Source organism: Paraburkholderia sp. CNPSo 3274 (genome assembly GCF_024206475.1).
Classification (GTDB): domain Bacteria; phylum Pseudomonadota; class Gammaproteobacteria; order Burkholderiales; family Burkholderiaceae; genus Paraburkholderia.
The window spans coordinates 201,430-217,145 of sequence record NZ_JAMBPR010000002.1; the positions used below are offsets into that span (position 1 = coordinate 201,430).

The 15,716-nt window shown below is 67.4% G+C and carries 14 protein-coding genes; 10 read left to right on the forward strand and 4 right to left on the reverse strand.

The genetic code is table 11. The annotated features are described in order from the left end of the window. Positions 1-123 precede the first annotated feature (123 nt). Entirely contained in the window at positions 124-1,698 is a 1,575-nt protein-coding gene (locus M3I54_RS02010; protein WP_254332697.1) for a deoxyribodipyrimidine photo-lyase, read from the reverse strand. An 89-nt stretch (positions 1,699-1,787) separates the two neighbouring features. Continuing rightward, positions 1,788-2,516, reverse strand: coding sequence for a TetR/AcrR family transcriptional regulator (locus tag M3I54_RS02015; RefSeq protein WP_254332603.1), 729 nt, complete (start codon positions 2,514-2,516; stop codon positions 1,788-1,790). A 97-nt stretch (positions 2,517-2,613) separates the two neighbouring features. On the opposite strand from M3I54_RS02015, the gene M3I54_RS02020 reads away from it, so the two are divergent. Together M3I54_RS02020 and M3I54_RS02025 are read left to right on the forward strand one after the other, a co-directional pair. Then, positions 2,614-4,200, forward strand: coding sequence for an MDR family MFS transporter (locus M3I54_RS02020; RefSeq protein ID WP_254332605.1), 1,587 nt, complete (start codon positions 2,614-2,616; stop codon positions 4,198-4,200). Positions 4,201-4,470: 270 nt separating this feature from the next. Next, positions 4,471-5,775 carry an MFS family transporter gene (locus M3I54_RS02025; protein ID WP_254332607.1) on the forward strand — a complete coding sequence of 435 codons (1,305 nt, stop codon included), beginning with the start codon at positions 4,471-4,473 and terminating at the stop codon, positions 5,773-5,775. An 18-nt stretch (positions 5,776-5,793) separates the two neighbouring features. Here the strand turns inward: M3I54_RS02025 and M3I54_RS02030 are convergent, their stop codons facing one another. Continuing rightward, positions 5,794-7,212, reverse strand: a complete 1,419-nt coding sequence (locus M3I54_RS02030; protein ID WP_254332609.1) for a PLP-dependent aminotransferase family protein — start codon at positions 7,210-7,212, stop codon at positions 5,794-5,796. Positions 7,213-7,332: 120 nt separating this feature from the next. On the opposite strand from M3I54_RS02030, the gene M3I54_RS02035 reads away from it, so the two are divergent. The 4 genes from M3I54_RS02035 to kch all read left to right on the forward strand — a co-directional run bounded on the left by M3I54_RS02035 (position 7,333) and on the right by kch (position 11,086). Continuing rightward, complete coding sequence (locus M3I54_RS02035) at positions 7,333-8,256, forward strand: DMT family transporter (protein ID WP_254332611.1); 924 nt, start codon at positions 7,333-7,335, stop codon at positions 8,254-8,256. 98 nt (positions 8,257-8,354) lie between these two features. After that, complete coding sequence (locus tag M3I54_RS02040) at positions 8,355-8,891, forward strand: GNAT family N-acetyltransferase (RefSeq protein ID WP_254332613.1); 537 nt, start codon at positions 8,355-8,357, stop codon at positions 8,889-8,891. Between the two features lie 123 nt (positions 8,892-9,014). Then, positions 9,015-9,908 (forward strand): mechanosensitive ion channel family protein, encoded by an 894-nt coding sequence (locus tag M3I54_RS02045; RefSeq protein ID WP_254332615.1) that lies wholly within the window; start codon positions 9,015-9,017, stop codon positions 9,906-9,908. Next, positions 9,905-11,086: a voltage-gated potassium channel protein gene (gene kch, locus M3I54_RS02050; RefSeq protein WP_254332617.1), complete on the forward strand. Its 1,182-nt coding sequence runs from the start codon at positions 9,905-9,907 to the stop codon at positions 11,084-11,086. Before M3I54_RS02045 ends, kch begins: the two co-directional genes overlap by 4 nt. A gap of 9 nt (positions 11,087-11,095) precedes the next feature. Here kch and M3I54_RS02055 read toward each other — a convergent pair whose 3' ends face one another. After that, positions 11,096-11,671 carry a putative glycolipid-binding domain-containing protein gene (locus M3I54_RS02055; protein WP_254332619.1) on the reverse strand — a complete coding sequence of 192 codons (576 nt, stop codon included), beginning with the start codon at positions 11,669-11,671 and terminating at the stop codon, positions 11,096-11,098. A 143-nt stretch (positions 11,672-11,814) separates the two neighbouring features. Between M3I54_RS02055 and M3I54_RS02060 the strand changes: the two genes are divergently transcribed. The 4 genes from M3I54_RS02060 to M3I54_RS02075 all read left to right on the forward strand — a co-directional run bounded on the left by M3I54_RS02060 (position 11,815) and on the right by M3I54_RS02075 (position 15,702). Beyond that, a complete protein-coding gene (locus tag M3I54_RS02060; RefSeq protein ID WP_254332621.1) occupies positions 11,815-12,834 on the forward strand; it encodes an urea transporter in 1,020 nt (339 codons plus the stop codon). 10 nt (positions 12,835-12,844) lie between these two features. After that, positions 12,845-13,621 (forward strand): class II aldolase/adducin family protein, encoded by a 777-nt coding sequence (locus M3I54_RS02065; RefSeq protein ID WP_254332623.1) that lies wholly within the window; start codon positions 12,845-12,847, stop codon positions 13,619-13,621. A 44-nt stretch (positions 13,622-13,665) separates the two neighbouring features. Further along, positions 13,666-13,854, forward strand: coding sequence for a 4-oxalocrotonate tautomerase (locus M3I54_RS02070; RefSeq protein WP_028205614.1), 189 nt, complete (start codon positions 13,666-13,668; stop codon positions 13,852-13,854). Between the two features lie 408 nt (positions 13,855-14,262). Beyond that, entirely contained in the window at positions 14,263-15,702 is a 1,440-nt protein-coding gene (locus M3I54_RS02075) for a cytochrome ubiquinol oxidase subunit I (protein WP_254332625.1), read from the forward strand. Positions 15,703-15,716 lie beyond the last annotated feature (14 nt).

The following is a 15,716-nucleotide window of genomic DNA, read 5'->3' on the forward strand; positions in this document are numbered from 1 at the left end:
GCGGCAACGCGGGCCGTCCTGATAGAGCAATCTTAATGCCGTCCGGTTCCTGCGTGCTGCGAGTGCGCCCATCCGCGCCGCGCACAATAGCCGCATCACAAGACAGCCCGATGACGGCCGCGCTCACGCTTTGCCGCCCTGTTTTGCACCCCGACTTGCGTCCTGCTTCGGGCCCGGTCGCGAAGCGGCGAGGCCCTTGGCTTTACCGGTTTGCGCATAGGCTTCGAGTGCACGCTGGCGCGCCAGTTCGTGCTCGACGACAGGTTCTGGATAATTTTGGCCGAGGCGCACACCCGCCGCTTCGAGCTGCTGCGCGCTGGCCTTCCACGGCTGATGCACGAGCGCATCGGGCAGGCCCGCCAGTTCCGGCACCCAGTGCCGCACGTAGGCGCCGCGCGGGTCGAACTTCTGGCCCTGCAGCACCGGATTGAAGATGCGGAAATACGGCGCGGCATCCACGCCCGAGCCCGCCACCCACTGCCAGTTGGCCGGGTTGCTGGCCGGGTCGGCGTCGACGAGCGTGTCCCAGAACCAGGACTCGCCCGCGCGCCAGTCGATCAGCAGATGCTTGCTCAGGAACGACGCAGCGACCATGCGTACGCGGTTGTGCATCCAGCCCGTGTGCCAAAGCTCGCGCATGCCGGCATCGACGAGCGGGTAGCCGGTCAGCCCGCGCTGCCACGCTTTCAGGCCAGCAGCGTCCTTGCGCCATGGCATGGCGTCGAAAGCGGGACGCAGATTGCGCGTTGCCAGATCGGCGTAGTGAAAGCGCTGGTAATGACAGAACTCCGGCCAGCCCAGTTCGCTCGCGAACTTTTCGGCGCTCGCGGCACGGCGCGCCGATCCACGTCCGTGTGGGTGCTGCGCCGCCCTGAGCGCCGCCCAGACCTGGCGCGGCGAAATCGCGCCGACGGCAAGATACGGGGAGAGGCGGCTCGTGGTGGCGTCGCCGGGTTCGTCGCGCTCGCCGGCGTAGGCGTCGAGGTCGGTGGCGAGGAACGCGCGCAGGCGCTCCAGCGCGGCTTCCTCGCCCGCCGGCCAGGCGGCGCACAAGCCGCCCGACCAGTCGGGCGCGCGCGGCGCGAGGCCGAGCGCGTCGAGTTTCGATGCGCGTTGAGTAAGACGTGCTGGCAGCGATTGAAAAATCATCCGTTCGGGTTCGCCTTCCGGCGGCGGCGGATCGCCCATGCGCAGGCAGGCGCGCCAGTACGCGCTGAAGATCTGGAACGGCTCGCCGGACTGATTGAGCACCGTCCACGGCTCGTTGAGGAGCTGACCGCTGAAGCTTTCGACACTGACGCCGCGCTCGCGCAGCGAGGTTTTGAGGGCGCGATCGACCTCGCGTTGCGCCGCGCCGTAGCGGCGGTTCCAGTACACGGCTTGCGCGCCGGTTTCCGTGACGAGGGCGTCCAGCGTTGCCGCTTCGTCGCCCTGCAAGAGAAGCAGGCGACCGTCGCGAGCAGCCAGCGCCGCTGCGAGCGCGCGCAGCGATTCATGGCGCCACCAGCGCGCCGCACCGCCTTCCGGGCGCTCGCCCGAGGCGTGCGGATCGTGGATCCAGACGCAGATCAGCGGAAAGCCGCTCGCCGCGGCCTGCGCGAGCGCGGGCTGGTCGGCAAGCCGGAGATCGTCGCGAAACCAGACGATGGCGGGCGCTTGATTGACACAAGCGCGGGAAGAAACGGAAGAAGAAGGCAGACCGGACCTCGACCGGGAAACATTCGCGCGGCACTGCGCACGAGCCGTGCCGCAAAGGTCACGGAGCGTACCACGGCGAAAGTCGGCGACTAATCCGTATCAATGCCCGTATCGGCGCATGCGTCGATGCGCCCAGGCCCCACGCCCTCGGTGATGAGCGCGACCGCATGGCGCGCGATCGCCTCGACGCCGACACGAGGCTGCTGCGCGTCGCCGCGCCACATCTGGCTGGTGGCGAGCGGCAGCAGCGTGAGGCCCATCAGCGACTGGAACAGCAGCGAAGGCTCCAGCGCCGCGTTGAGCCTGCCCTCGCGCTGCCAGCGCGCAATTGCCGTGTGGGCCTTTTCCTGGTGCTCGCGGCCCAGGCGCTCGAGCATGCGCTGGCGCAGCACGCCGCCCTCGCTGATGACGTCGCGCACCCACAGCGGCGGAAACCACGGATTGCGCTGCCCCACCGCCACGAAGCGCTGCGCCAGCGCGGTGAGCGCTGTCACGGGATCGTCGGGATGCTCCGCGAAGATGTCGCCGAGCGCCTCGCGCAGCGGCACGAAACGCTCGTCGATCAGCACGTCGATCAGTTGATCGCGCGTCTTGAAGTAGTAGTGGACCATCGCAGGCGTCACGCCTGCCTCGCGGGCGATGGCGGCAAGCGACGTGTCGAGGATGCCCTGGCGCGCGAACAACGCAAGTGCGGCGTCGATTAGACGCGCGCGCTGCTCCGCCCCGCCCACGCCGCCACTCGGCCGGCCGGGGCGGCGCCCGGCGGCCCGGCCGGCCGTGCCGCCTGCGCTGTCGAGGGAGGGTTCTGGCGCGTTCATAGGCGTTTTATCGGGTAACACATTGAATTTTGACCAACTGGAATAATTGTCCTAATATTAACCTCCGAATTAATTAATTTCAAGACAAATGGACACGATGGAACCCAGCACGAAACACCCTGTGCCCGCTACGGCGGGGGCTGGCGCTCACGCGAAAGCAGCGGCGCTGGCGTCGGACCCGGCGGCCGCCGATCTGCGGGGCGGCCATCCGCGGGGCGGCCATCCGCCGATCCGGCTGCTGTTTCCGGCGCTCCTGCTCGTCATGCTGCTGGCCGCGCTCGACCAGACCATCGTCTCGACGGCGCTGCCCACCATCGTCGGCGAGCTGGGCGGGCTCGACCGGCTCTCGTGGGTCGTCACGGCCTACCTGCTCACCTCGACGATCGTCGTGCCGCTCTACGGCAAGTTCGGCGACCTGTACGGGCGCAAGATCGTGCTGCAGGCCGCCATCGTGATCTTCCTGATCGGTTCGGCGCTTTGCGGCGTGGCGCAGAACATGGAGCAGCTCATCGTGCTGCGCGCACTGCAGGGCATTGGCGGCGGCGGCCTGATGGTCGTGACGATGGCCGCCATCGGCGATGTGATCCCGCCCGCGCAGCGCGGCAAGTATCAGGGCATGTTCGGCGGCGTGTTCGGCATCGCCACGGTGATCGGGCCGCTGCTCGGCGGCTTCCTCGTCGAGCATCTGTCGTGGCGCTGGATTTTTTATATCAACCTGCCGCTCGGCGCGATCGCGCTCGTGGTGATCGGCGCGGTGTTCAAGCCGCGCGCTGCGCACGTGAAGCACGTGATCGACTACATGGGCGCGGGCTGGCTCGCCGCTGCCCTCACCTGCCTGATCCTTTTCACGAGCGAGGGCGGCTCGCTCCTGCCGTGGACTTCACCCACGCTCTGGCTCACGCTGCTGCTCGGCATCGTGGCCGTGGCGGGCTTCATCCACGAGGAAAAGCACGCCGCCGAACCCATCATGCCGCTCGAACTCTTTCGCGAGCGCACCTTCGTGCTCGCGAGCCTGATCGGCTTCATCGTGGGCGTGTCGCTGTTCGGCTCGGTCACGTTCCTGCCGCTCTATCTGCAGGTGGTGAAGGGCTCGACGCCCTCGCAGGCCGGCATGCAGATGCTGCCGATGATGGGCGGCGTGCTCGTGATGTCGATCATCACGGGCCGCATCATCAGCAAGATCGGCAAGTACCGCATATTCCCGATCGCGGGCACGGCACTCGTGGCCGTGGCGATGATGCTGCTCGCGCGCCTGCAGATCGACACGCCCATTCACCGCATGTACCTCTACATGGGCCTGCTCGGCTGCGGCCTGGGCATGGTGATGCAGGTGCTGATCCTCGCCGTGCAGAACGCCGTGGAGTTTCGCCACATGGGCGTGGCCACGTCGGGCGCGACGCTGTTCCGTTCGATTGGCGGCTCGGTGGGGGTGGCCGCGTTCGGCGCCGTGTTCTCGCACGGACTGCACGCGCGGCTCGAAAAGGTGCTTACCGCCGACGTGGAACTGCCGCAGCCGCTCACGCCCGACGTGATCCACCATCTGCCGCCCACGCTGCACGCGCAGTATCTCGATGCGTTCGCCGGCGCGCTGCACACGGTTTATCTCGCGGCTGCGGTCGTGGTGGTGTTCTCGTTCGCGCTGTCGTTGCTGTTGCGCGACGTGCCGCTGCGCAAGCAGCATTGAGCGCACCTCCTTGCTTCCTCCCAAAGCCAGCGGGCCCCGCTGGCTTTTTTTGGGGCCACGCGAACCGGCATCACATCGGCCTGATGGGGCCTGATGGGGCCAGTTCGTGGCCCGCTCTCGCACAATCATTACATTTTCCACACATTTAATTACAGTTAGCTAAAATCGCGGGCATCGCGCGCCGGACCCGGCGGCGCGCGTTCCAACTCTCGCGACGGCTGCATGACGGCCGCTCGCCACAAAACACACAACGAAGGAGAAGACCCGCCCATGGACGTCCAGACCGACCAAGCCACGCTATCCGCGCAAGACACGAGACGACGCGTATTCGCCATCGTCGGCGCCTCGTCGGGCAATCTCGTCGAGTGGTTCGACTTCTATATCTACTCGTTCTGCGCGCTGTATTTCGCGCCCGCGTTCTTTCCGAGCGGCAACACCACCACGCAGTTGCTCAACACCGCCGGCGTGTTCGCCGCGGGCTTCCTCATGCGCCCCATTGGCGGCTGGCTGTTCGGCCGCATCGCCGACCGCCACGGCCGCCGCACCGCGATGATGATCTCGGTGCTCATGATGTGCGGCGGCTCGCTCGTGATCGCCATGCTGCCCACCTACGCGCAGATCGGCGCGTTCGCCCCGTTCCTGCTCCTGCTCGCGCGGCTCTTCCAGGGGCTTTCGGTGGGTGGCGAGTACGGCACGAGCGCGACCTACATGAGCGAGGTCGCGCTCAAGGGCCGGCGCGGCTTCTTCGCGTCGTTCCAGTACGTCACGCTGATCGGCGGCCAGCTCTGTGCGCTCCTCGTGCTCGTGATCCTGCAGCAAACGCTTTCCACCGAAGAACTGAAGGCCTGGGGCTGGCGCATTCCGTTCGTGGTCGGCGCATTCGCCGCGCTGATCTCGCTCTACCTTCGCAAGTCGCTCAACGAAACCTCGACGAGCGAGTCGCGCCACAAGCGCGACGCGGGCACGATTCGCGGCGTGTGGCAGCACAAGGGCGCGTTCTTCACGGTGGTGGGCTTCACGGCGGGCGGCTCGTTGATCTTCTACACGTTCACGACCTACATGCAGAAGTACCTCGTGAACACGGCCGGCATGCACGCGAAAACCGCCAGCAACGTGATGACCTGCGCGCTCTTCGTCTACATGCTGATGCAGCCGGTGTTCGGTGCGCTTTCCGACAAGATCGGCCGCCGCACGTCGATGATCCTGTTCGGCGCATTCGCGGTGATCGGCACGGTGCCGCTCATGCACGCGCTCAAGGACGTGTCGAGCCCTGTGGCCGCGTTCGCGCTGATCACGGCGGCGCTGGCGATCGTCAGCTTCTACACGTCGATCAGCGGCCTCATCAAGGCCGAGATGTTCCCGCCCGAAGTGCGTGCGATGGGCGTGGGCCTCTCTTACGCGGTAGCGAACGCGCTGTTCGGCGGCTCGGCCGAATACGTCGCGCTGTGGTTCAAGTCGGTCGGCAGCGAGTCCACGTTCTACTGGTACGTGACTGCACTGTGCGCGATTTCGCTGATCGTCTCGTGGCGCATGCGCGATCCGTCGAAGGAAGGCTATCTGCGACACGAACCGTGATACACGGGCGCGGCCGCTTCATGCAGGCTGCGCCACCCGCTCCATCGCGCGCTGTAATGTTTCGTAGACCTTCGGACGATTGCACTGCGAAACATTGAAACGCAGAAAATCGCCCGCGCTGCGCGACACGCTGAACACGTTGCCCGGCGCGAGCACCACGCCTTCCGCCAACGCCTCGCGCGCGATCTGCGCGGCGTCGAGTCCGTCCGGCAACCGCGCCCATACGAATAAGCCCGCCTGCGGACGCGTCCATGCGGTCAGGCCCAAAGCCGAAAGCCGCTGCAGCGTGTCGCCCATGGCGTCGGCGAGCTTCGCGCGCAAGCCGTCCAGATGCCGCCGATACGTGCCGTCCACGAGCAAGCGGTGCACCAGCTCGGCCACCATCTCCCCATTGCCGAACGAGACCGCGAGCTTGAGATCCACGAGCGGCTCGATCCAGTCGGCGCGCGCCGCAATGAAACCGCAGCGCGCCGCCGCCGACATCGTCTTCGAAAAGCTGCCGATCGTCACGACGCGCGCGAGCCCGTCGAAGGCCGCGAGGCGCGGCGCGGGCTCGATCTCGAAATCGGCGAAGATGTCGTCCTCGACGATCAGGAGGTCGTGTTCCTCCGCGAGCTTGAGCAGTCGATGCGCGACGGCGGGCGCGAGCGTCGCGCCAGTGGGGTTGTGGACCGCCGAGTTCGTCACGTAAAGGCGCGGGCGCGATTCGGCCAGCGTGCGCTCGAACGCGGCGAGATCCGGGCCCGCCGGCGTGTACGGCACGCCGACCACGCGCACGCGATGCGCGCGCAGCAGGGCCTGGAAATTGAAGTAGCACGGGTCGTCAACGAGCACTGTGTCGCCCGGCTCCAGCAGAAAGCGGCACAGCAGGTCGAGCGCCTGGGTGCCGCCGTCGGTCAGCACGATCTGCCCGGGCGCGGCCTCCACGCCGTGCTGCCCGAGCCGCCATGCCAGTTGCTGGCGCAGCGCCGGTAGGCCGAGCGGCGACGCGTAATCGGTGAGCGGCGCGCGCGGGTCGCGTGCGAGGGCGCGCAGCGCGCGCCGCACAGCGTCCTGCGGCAGCCACGAGGCGGGCAGCCAGCCGCAGCCGGGCCGCAGCGCGTCGGCCTCGGTCTGCAGCGACTGGCGCGTGAGCCAGAGCGGATCGATCTCGCGGTCGAGCTGCGGCCCGAGCGCGGCGAGTGCGAGCGGCGGCGCGTGCCCGGCCGCGAAAAATCCCGCGCCACGCCGCGCGACGAGCACGCCTTCGGCGACGAGGCGCTCGTAGGCCTCCACCACCGTCGAATTCGACACGCCAAGCTGCTCGCTCATCGCCCGGATGGACGGCACGCGCGCGCCCGCGGCCAGCGCCCGCGCGGCAATGCGCTCGCGCAGCGCCTGCATCACCTGCTCGACGCGCGTCATGGGCAGGGCTTGCGTCCTCGATCTGTCTTTCATCTGTACTGCTCCGTGTTCAATACAGTTTGAACAAATTGTACTGATCTGTAGCTTACCTTCGTGCGGCGCGGCGCGCATCATCAGCGGATCGATCTCCGATATTTCCCCTTGCCAAAGCCCATGCGAAAAACGCTCGATCCCACCACCGACGGCTGGCTCTGCGGCCTTGCAGGCGTCCTCATTTTCAGCGGCTCGCTGCCCGCCACACGGCTCGCCGTGCTTGGCCTCGACCCCGTGTTCCTCACCGGCGTGCGTGCGACCATCGCGGGCGGGCTCAGCGTGGTGCTGCTTCTCGCGCTGCGCGCGGCGCGGCCCGCGCGCGCCGAGGTCTGGCCGCTCGTCATCGTTGCGCTCGGCGTGGTGGTGGGCTTTCCGCTCTTCACGGCGCTTGCGCTCCAGCACGTAAGCTCGGCGCACGCCATCGTGTTCGTCGGCTTGCTGCCGCTCGCCACGGCCTTGTTCGGCGTGCTGCGTGCGGGCGAGCGTCCGCAGCCGGCCTTCTGGATCTTTTCTGCGGCGGGAAGCGCCGCCGTGGTGGCGTTCGCGCTGCGCCATGGCATCGACGCCTCGCCGCTTGGCGACGCGCTCATGCTCGCCGCGATCGTCGTGTGCGGACTCGGCTATGCGGAAGGCGCGCGGCTCTCGCGGCGCCTGGGCGGCTGGCAGGTGATCTGCTGGGCGCTCGTGATCTCGCTGCCCGTGATGGCGCCGCTCGCATGGTGGCTGCGTCCCGCGTCGTTCGCCGCGGTGGGCGCGGCCTCGTGGTGGGGGCTCGCCTATGTGTCGCTCTTCAGCATGCTGATCGGCTTCGTATTCTGGTATCGCGGGCTCGCGCTCGGCGGCATTGCGGGTGTTGGGCAATTGCAGTTGCTGCAGCCGTTCTTCGGCTTCGTGCTCGCGGCGCTCCTGCTGCACGAGTCCGTGCCGCCCGCGATGATCGCCGTCACCGCCGTGGTGATCGCGTGCGTGGCAGGCGCGCGGCGCTTCGGGCGCGCGAGCCGCGCTTCCTCTGTCGCGAATCGCGCGGGCACGCAGCGCGTCTAGATCAGACTTTTTTGGCGCGCTTCAAAAGCGCGCCCGCGCGAGGCATAGTGAGGAACGCAAACCTCCTTCCCATTTGCCTTCGCGCCTCGTTCCAACCGATGAACCCACGCTCCGACGCGCACGTGCGCGACGCCACCGCCGACGACTTTCCCGCCATCGCCGCGATCTACGCGCACCACGTGCTGCACGGCACGGCGTCGTTCGAGGAAACGCCGCCCTCGCTCGAAGAACTCCTGCGCCGCCACGCCGCCGTGCGCGAACACGGCCTGCCCTGGCTCATCGCCGAGATCGACGGCCGCGTGGCGGGCTACTGCTATGCCACGCCCTACCGGCCACGTCCGGCGTACCGCTTCACGGTCGAAGACTCGATCTATATCGACGAGGCCTTTCGCGGCCGCGGACTCGGCCACACGCTGCTTAACGCGCTGATCGAGCGCTGCGAGGCAGGCCCGTGGCGGCAGATGATCGCCGTGGTCGCCGACCCGCGCGGCGGCTCGCTCAAACTGCACGAGCGCCTGGGTTTCGCGCTGACCGGCACGCTGCGCGGCGTCGGCTTCAAGCACGGCGAGTGGCGCGACACCGCGCTCATGCAGCGCACGCTCGGGCCCGGCGCGGATACGCCGCCCATAGGCTGACGCGCGACGCGCAAAAGCATGGCCGCACGCCGCGCGCGCGCCGCAAGCGAAACGCCGCTCGTACAATACGTCCTTTCGCAACGGAGCCGGACTCAAGGCTCCGAAGACAAGGACTGATTCGCCATGCAACCCTTCCTCGAACAGCTGCACCCGGCCAATTGGGGCTTCCTGTGGGACGCGCTCTCCGCGCTTGCGCTGCGCTTATGCGCGGCCTTCGCGATCCTCTGGTTCGGCTGGTGGTTCTCCCGGCGCGTGGCCAACTGGATCGCGCGGCGCGGCGGCGGCATCGACCCCACGCTGCGCCCCATCGTGCGCGACACCGCCGTGTGGGGCGTGCGACTCGTCGCCGTCATCGGCGCACTCTCGCAAATCGGCATCCAGACCGCCAGCATCGTCGCGGTGCTCGGCGCGGCCGGTCTCGCCATCGGTCTCGCGCTGCAAGGCACGCTGCAGAACATCGCGGCCGGCATCATGCTGTTGCTGCTGCGGCCGTTCAAGGTCGGCGACTATATCGACGGCGGCGCCGGCGCCAGCGTCGCGGGCACCGTCGAGGAAGTGAACCTCTTCACCACGCGCCTCACGAAACCCGACGGCATCTGCGAGTACGTGCCGAATGGCGCGCTGTGGAGCAATTCGATCCGCAACTACAGCCGCAATCCCACGCGCCGGCTCGACCTCGAAGTGGAAGTGTCGGTGCGCGACGACGTGAACCGCGCCATGGACGCTCTGCGCATGCTCACCGCCGCCGACCCGCGCGTGCTGGCCTCGCCCGCGCCGCAAGTGATGGTGGCGCGCTTCGACGACAGCACCGCCGTGCTCAACGTGCGCGTGTGGTCGAACATCGACACCTTCTGGGACATGCGCTGGGAGCTTTCGCGCAAGGTGCGTCAGGCGCTCAATGACGCGCACTGCTCGCTGCCCCTGCGCACGCGCGAGCTGCACATCGTGCAGACGCAACCGGCAGAACCCGGGCAACCCACGCAACCGACGCAATCGACGCAACAAGCGCAGCAATGAACGCCTGCGCGCGCCGCCTGCGCGGCTACGCCAGAGGGCTAGTGCCGCATGGCTACCTGGCCTTGCTGCTGGTGATCGACGGCCTGCTGCTGGTGCGCCCGGTCGCGCAGAAAGCGCTCGAACACGCGCGCGGCAACTGGTTCGACGACTGGATCACGCTCATCAACGCGTTCGGCGTGCTCGCGCTGCCCCAGGCGCTCGTTGCGACCGGCCTCACGATGATGTCGTTCGGCATCGCGCTGCGCGCGCGCGTGGCGTGGGTGCTATCACTGGTGCTGCTTGCCGGCGCAGCCAGCATCTGCCTGTGGGGCGACTATCGCAGCCACGCGCTCGCCGGCTTCTCGCTCGCACTGGCCTGCGCGCTCATCTACTACTGGCGCCGCTTCGATCGCGCGAGCGTCGCCGTGGGCTCGCTGTTCGCGTTCCTGAGCATTGGCTCGTTGGTCGTCTATGCGGTGTTCGGCTCGCTGTATCTCGGCGACGATTTCGACCCGCCTATCCGCAACCTCGTCACGGCGTTCTACTTCTCGATCGTGTCGATGTCCACCGTCGGCTACGGCGATATCGTGCCGCGCTCGGACACCGCGCGGCTTTTCACGGCGTCGATCATCGTGCTAGGCATCACCGTGTTCGCGACTTCGATCAGCGCCGTGATCGGGCCCGTGATCGGCGGCCATTTGAAACGCATCGTGAAGGGAGGCATTTCCAACGTGACCCGCAAGAACCACTATCTGATCGTCGGCGCCTCGCCGCTCGCGCATAGCGTGTACGCGGGGCTCCTCAAGCGCGGCTACGCGGCGACCGTGATCGTCGCGCCGAATACACCGCACAACTATCCGCCGCAGGCGGATCTCATCATCGGCGATGCGAGCGACACCGCCACGCTGCACGACGCGGGCGCCGAAACCGCGCTCGCCGCACTCGCGCTACGCTCGGACGACGCCGAGAACGCCTTCGTGATTCTCGCGATCAAGGAGATCGCGCCGAAGGTGCGCACCGTGGCGCTCGTCAACGACAGCCGCAACCTGCAGCGGCTGCGTCTTTTGCAGCCAGATATGGTGTTTTCGCCCCAACTGCTCGCGGGCGAACTGCTCGCGCGCACGCTCAACAACGAAACCATCGACAACACGCTGGTCGAACAGTTGCTGTTCGGCAAGAGCGCGGGCGGCGCAGCATAAGCTTGCGCACTAAGGCGCTGGCAAGCGCCGGAACAGCGTGGGATAGTCGATCACGAGCCCATCTTCGTCCACGCGCAGGTTCGCCGTGAAGTCGCGAAAGATGCCCTCGTAACGGTATTCACGATCGCGCTCGATGCAGACATAGGCCTGCTCGGCGGGCTTTGGCTCCAGCTCGGGCGCGGCGATGTACACCACGCGAATCGGCTGGCGCTCGCCGCGCGCGAGGCCCAGACGCCGGATCGGCAGCGTGTTCGTGTACGGCGTCGCGGCAATGTCGATGTCGATGCAGCCGTTGAGCGCTTCCAGCGCGCGCCCCTCGCCGTCTCGCCAATGGCCCAGGCCGTCGCTGTGGAGCACGAGCGAGCGGCCGCCCATCACGCGAAACGCCGCCCAGCGCACGCGCCACTGCGCGTCGCACTCGATGGCGTAGCACAGGCCATAAGATTTGCCGTAGCGCTCGCCGACGACGACGCTTTCCGCACGGATCGTGTCGCCTGTTTCGCCAAACTTCGGGCCGCAATGCGCATCGAACGCCAGATGCTCGATACCCTCGCCCGTCTCGGATGCCCAACGCACTTCACGCATCGTTCGCCTCGCTTTCAGTGATGGTCACCGTGACCGCCGTGCACGTATCGTAACGCCGCAGGCAAAACCGGCTCGCTAACGCGCCTCGCCGGCAAATAGCGACTATCAACGCGCGCGCATGCGCGAAGCGGTCTGCATCGCCTATGCTCGCATTCTGGCCGGCCGTGCGCCTCGCACCGGGGCCGCACTCGCCCGTACCCGCACGCCACGCCTTCGCCATGTCCACCCGATTTTCCGCCGCTTCCGGCGACACTGCCGATACCGCCGCTGTCAGCGCGCTTCTGCGCAGCCTCGGCCAGATCGTGCTGCAATCGCACGCGGGAACGGGCGCGTGCCTGTTTGCGGCGCTCGCGCTCACCGACTGGCGGCTGGCTTTCGCCGCCCTGCTCGGCGCCGCTGCGGCCAACGTCTGCGCGCTCGTGGCGGGCCACGCCGAAACGGCGATCCACGATGGCCTCGCAGGCTACAACGGCGCGCTCGCGGCGCTCGCGGCGTTCACCTTCGTCGGCGATGCGGGCACGGCGGCCGCGCTTGCGCTCATCGCGGGCGGCGCGAGCGCGTGGATCGCCGGGCCGTTGAACCGCCGTCTCGCTCGCGCCCGGCTCGGCCTGTATTCCGCGCCCTGCCTCATCGCGACCTGGATCTGGCTGCCGCTGCACCCCGGCAACGCCCCCATCGCCAGCGCAATCGCCGCAGCACCGCTTTCCTCACACGGCACACCGCTTGCGGCCGCCGCACACGCCGCCGCCGGCGTGTTGAGCGGCCTCGCGCAAACCACCTTCGCATCGGGCGCGGCGGCGGGCCTATGCGTGCTCGCGGGTATCGCCTGGTCGTCGCGGCGCGCAGCAGCCTACGCGCTCGGCGGCGCGGCGCTCGCGAGCGCGCTCGAACTCGCGTGCGGCGCGAGCCCGGACGCCTTCGGCGCGGGCTTTGCGGGCTTCAACGGCGCGCTCGCCGCACTCGCGGTCTGCGCGCTCGGCACACGCGCCGCGATCTGTGCGACCATGCTCGCCGCGGCCCTGCATCTGGCCGCCGTGCGCTGCGGACTGCCCGCGCTGACCGCACCGTTCGTGCTGGCAAGCTGGAGCGTGCACGCGGCGGCGCGACGCCTGCGCGCGCAATCTGCGTCATCCACGCCGTCTGAAGAGTCCATCGTCCGCTGAAGGAATCGCCATGTCTTTCGCCCATCGCCCGACGAGCACCTGCGCCGAGACCGCGCCGCGCTCCGCCGCCGAGCAGCAACTGCGCGTCGATCTCGCCGCCGCTTACCGCCTCATCGCGCTCAACGGCTGGGACGACCTCATCTACACGCACGTCTCCGCCGCCGTACCGGGCGAGGCGGGCCGCTTCCTCATCAATCCGTTCGGCCTCGCCTTCGACGAAGTGCGCGCCTCGAACCTCGTGAAGATCGACACCGAAGGCCGTATCGTCGGCGAAAGCGAGCATCCCGTGAACGCCACCGGCTTCGCGCTGCACGCGGCCGTCCATCTCGCGCGGCCCGACGCCGTGTGCGTGATGCATCTGCACAATACAGCGGGCATCGCCGTATCGATGCAGCGCGACGGCCTCTTGCCCGCCTCGCAGCACGCGCTGCGTTTTTACGGCCAGCTTGCATGGCACGACTACGAAGGCCTCGCCTTCACGCCCGCCGAAGGCACGCGCCTCACGGCAAGCCTGGGCGCGCACCCGGCCATGCTGCTGCGCAATCACGGCACGCTCACCACCGGCCGCACGGTGGCCGAAGCCTATGTGCTGATGGCGACGCTCGTCAAGGGCTGCGAAATCCAGTTGCAGGCGCAGGCCGGCGGCGTGCCGCTCGTCGTGCCGCCGCCCGAGGTGGCCGAACGCACGGCCGAGCAGTTGCGCGACGACGGCGCGATCGAAGGCGTGCTCGAATGGCCGGCGCTGCTGCGCAAGCTCGATCGCATCGATTCGTCATACCGCGACTGATCGCGCCAATTCCATCGCCTCGCCAACTTTTCAAGGAGACCCGCATGCCGACATTCCACATCGAAATGTTCGAAGGCCGCAGCGTCGAACAAAAACGCCAGCTCGCCGCCGCCTTGACCGAGACCACGTGCAAGGTGCTCGGCGTCGAGCCGCAATCCGTCGACATCATCTTTCACGACGTGAAGCCGGAAAACTGGGCGACGGCGGGCAAGCTGTGGAGCGATCCGCGCTGACGCCGCCACTTCTATCGCATTCCTTATCTTTTCCGCCTGGCGTCGCACGCACTGCTCGCGCCGCCAGGCGCGCCTGAATTCTCCCCGCACGATTCCTCACGCCTCACGCCGAGGCACATTGCCGCACCCCATGCGGCTGCGCGGTGTATTGACGCAGCGCAACACCGTTCGCACATCCCCTCTGCACAACGAGCGCTTAATCTAAATTGATCTGTATCAATGCGTTAGCGCATGTTTTGGTCTTGTTGATATTGACGACTGCGACACGCTGGCGCACGTCGCAGCGCAGCAAAACCTTCGCCGTTCCCCTACGCTTACGTCCATCGCAAGCAAGCGCAGCGCCCCCACTGCCACGCCGTGCGACGTTTCTCCCGCGCTTTTCCCGGTAAGCAAGCAACAGGCACGCATATGCACACGTCACTTTCCGCCTTCGACCTGGCCCGGCTGCAGTTCGCCTTCACCGTCTCGTTTCATATCGTCTTTCCGGCGCTCTCCATCGGCCTCGCGAGTTTCATCGCCGTGCTCGAAGCCTGCTGGCTCAAAACGCGCCAACCGTTCTACAAGGACCTCTGCCTCTTCTGGTCGAAGGTCTTCGCCGTGGCATTCGGTATGGGCGTCGTGTCCGGCGTCGTCATGAGCTATGAGTTCGGCACCAACTGGTCGGGCTTTTCGTCGTTCGCGGGCCCCATCACCGGACCGCTGCTGATGTACGAAGTCATGACCGCGTTCTTTCTCGAAGCGGGCTTCCTCGGCATCATGCTGTTCGGCTGGAACCGCGTGAGCCCGCGCGCCCACTTCGGCGCGACGCTGATGGTCGCCATCGGCACGCTCATTTCCACGTTCTGGATCCTCGCCTCGAATAGCTGGATGCAGACGCCGCAAGGCTTCAAGGTCGTCGATGGTCACGTCGTGCCGGTGGACTGGTTCAAGGTCATCTTCAATCCGTCGTTCCCGTACCGTCTCGCGCACATGGCGATCGCCGCATTCATCGTGGCCGCGCTCGTCGTGGCCGCGAGCGGCGCATGGCATCTGCTCAAGGGGCGGCGCGACCCCGCCATCAAGAAGATGTTCTCGATGGCGCTCGGCCTGCTGCTCGTGCTCGCGCCGGTGCAAGCCTTCGTGGGCGATGCGCACGGCCTGAACACACGCGAATATCAGCCCGCCAAGATCGCCGCGATCGAAGGCATTTGGGATACCGAACAAGGCGGCACGGCGCTCAATCTGTTCGGCATTCCCGACATGCAGGCCGAGACGACGCGCTACGCCGTTTCCATTCCCCACCTGGGCAGCTTGATCCTCACGCATAGCTGGGACGGCGAGATCAAGGGACTCAAGTCCTTCCCCGCCGACGAGCGGCCCAATTCGCCACTGCTGTTCTGGAGCTTCCGCGTCATGGTCGGCTTAGGGATCCTGATGATTCTGCTCGGTGTGATCGGCTGGGTGCTGCGCCGCCGTGGCACGCTCTACGAATCGCGCGGTTTCCAGCGCTTCGTGCTCGCCATGGGACCGACGGGCTTCATCACGCTGCTCGCGGGCTGGGTCACGACCGAAGCCGGCCGTCAGCCGTGGGTCGTCTACGGCGTGATGCGCACGGCGCAAGCGGTGTCGCCGCTCACGGCGCAACAGGTGGGCATTTCGCTGATGGCGTTCGTGGCGGTGTACTTCCTCGTGTTCGGCACGGGCATTTACTACCTGCTCAAGCTTCTGCGCAAGGGTCCTGCTCTGCCCGACACCAAGCCACATTCGCCCCACGAGCCCCGTGAACCGCGTGTGGCGCACCCTGCGCTCACCGTGAGTCAGACCGCACGCCGCCCCATGTCCGCCGCCGATCAGCTGATCGACGCCTGAGGCTCCCCGCATTC